This is a genomic window from Pseudonocardia acidicola (genome assembly GCF_012911935.1).
GTDB classification, from domain to species: domain Bacteria; phylum Actinomycetota; class Actinomycetes; order Mycobacteriales; family Pseudonocardiaceae; genus Pseudonocardia; species Pseudonocardia acidicola.
Genome location: NZ_JAAXLA010000158.1, coordinates 1 through 1,843, shown reverse-complemented (window position 1 = coordinate 1,843; position 1,843 = coordinate 1). Strand labels below are relative to the sequence as shown.

Annotated in this window: 3 protein-coding genes; all 3 read left to right on the top strand. The window is 73.4% G+C overall.

Features of this window, described 5'->3' with window-relative positions:
* On the top strand, nt 1-380 hold a 380-nt coding region (locus tag HF526_RS34380), incomplete at its 5' end, for a histidine phosphatase family protein (RefSeq protein ID WP_211178226.1).
* Entirely contained in the window at nt 377-985 is a 609-nt protein-coding gene (locus HF526_RS34375; protein WP_239029501.1) for a TlpA family protein disulfide reductase, read from the top strand. The genes HF526_RS34380 and HF526_RS34375, both read left to right, overlap by 4 nt.
* Nucleotides 986-1,055: 70 nt before the next feature.
* Entirely contained in the window at nt 1,056-1,832 is a 777-nt protein-coding gene (locus tag HF526_RS34370) for a cytochrome c biogenesis CcdA family protein (protein ID WP_169385822.1), read from the top strand.
* Nucleotides 1,833-1,843: the final 11 nt, after the last annotated feature.

The following is a 1,843-nucleotide window of genomic DNA, read 5'->3' as shown; positions in this document are numbered from 1 at the left end:
AGGCGGCCAACCGGTTCGAGGGCAAGACCTTCGGGGTGGGCGACGGTGCGTTGCGCCGGCCGCAGAACTGGCCGCTGCTGCGCGACCCGTTCACCCCGTCCTGGGGCGAGCCGTACCTGGAGATCGCGCACCGGATGCTGGGTGCGGCGCACCGGGCCCGGCAGCTGGCGGAGGGTCACGAGGCGGTCTGCGTGTCGCACCAGCTGCCGATCTGGACGCTGCGTCGTTACCTGCTGGGCCAGCGGCTGTGGCACGATCCGCGCCGCCGGCAGTGCGCGCTCGCGTCACTGACCACCATCGAGTTCACCGGCCCCGAGGTCACCGGGCTGCGCTACAGCGAGCCCGCGGGGGCCAGCGACCCCACGGTGACCGGCGCATGAGGGCCCGGGACATGACCACGCTGCGCGCGGTCGCCGGGCTGCTGCTGGCCGCGCTGGTGCTGGCCGGCTGCGCGACCACGGGCAAGGACGCGGTCGCGCAGGGCGGGGACTTCCAGTTCGTCGCTCCCGGCGGCAAGACCACGATCACCTACGACCCGCCGTCGACGCGCGGCGCTCTTCCGCAGCTGTCGGGGGAGAGCCTGCTGCACCCGGGCCGGACGATCGGCATCGGCGACTACGCCGGCAAGGTGCTCGTGATCAACATCTGGGGCTCGTGGTGCGGGCCGTGCCGGGCCGAGGCGCCGGACCTGCAGTTCGTGCTCGACCAGACGAAGACCGCCGGGGTCGACGTGATGGGCATCGACGTCCGCGACGACCGCGCCGCCGCAGGCGACTTCATCCGCGACCGTGGCTTGACCTACGACTCCATCTTCGACCCGCCCGGCCGGGTGCTCACGGCGTTGAGCGGATACCCGCGCAACACGGTCCCGTCGACGATCGTGCTCGACAAGCAGCACCGCGTCGCCGCGGTGTACCTCGAACCGATCCGGGTCAGCGATCTGATCCCGGCGGTCCAGCGGCTGGCGGCCGAGCCGGCGCCGTGAGACGCGTTCCACTACGACGTGTAGAACCCGGTGCGTGCCCGGCGCCGGGGCGGACCTACTCTGGTTGCTGATGGACCCTTCCACCACCTTGGCGATCTCCGGTCCGCTGCTGGCCGCAGCGGCGGTGGCCGTGCTCGCAGGCGCGGTCAGTTTCGCGTCGCCGTGCGTGGTCCCGCTGGTCCCCGGTTACCTGGCCTACCTCGCCGGTCTCGTCGGCGCCGACTCGCCGCCGGCGACGCTCGCCGAGGCGCAGCAGCGGCGCAAGGGCCGGTGGCGGGTGGCGGGGGCGGCCGCGCTGTTCGTCGGCGGGTTCACGGTCGTGTTCGGCACGATCCTGGTCGGCGTGGTGTGGCTGTCGGACGTGCTGGTGCGCAACGAGACCGTGCTGCAGCGGGCCGGCGGTGTCGTCATGATCGCGATGGGGCTGGCCTTCGTCGGTCTGCTGCCGGTGCTGCAGAACGAGCGCCGGGTGCACTGGGTGCCCCGCGCCGGGCTGTGGGGGGCGCCGCTGCTCGGCGCGGTGTTCGGGCTGGGCTGGGTGCCGTGCGTGGGCCCCACACTGGCCGGGGTGGTCGCGGTGGCCGCGGGCACCGGCGGCGGCTCGATGCGCGGGGTGATCCTGACGCTGGCCTACTGCGCCGGGCTCGGGCTGCCCTTCGTGATCATCGCGCTGGGTGCCTCCCGCGCGGTGCGCGCCCTCGGCTGGCTGCGCCGGCACACCCGGATCATCCAGATCTCCGGCGGCGTGCTCATGGTCGCGGTCGGCGCGCTCCTGGTCAGCGGCCTGTGGGGTGGGATGCTCGCCCAGCTGCAGACCTCCTTCGCGGGCTTCACCCCGGCGATCTGATGAGGCCGATC

Excerpts from the sequence above, each read along its gene's own strand:
- HF526_RS34375 (WP_239029501.1), top strand. The coding sequence starts at position 377 with ATGAGGGCCCGGGACATGACCACGCTGCGCGCGGTCGCCGGGCTGCTG.
- HF526_RS34370 (WP_169385822.1), top strand. The coding sequence starts at position 1,056 with ATGGACCCTTCCACCACCTTGGCGATCTCCGGTCCGCTGCTGGCCGCA.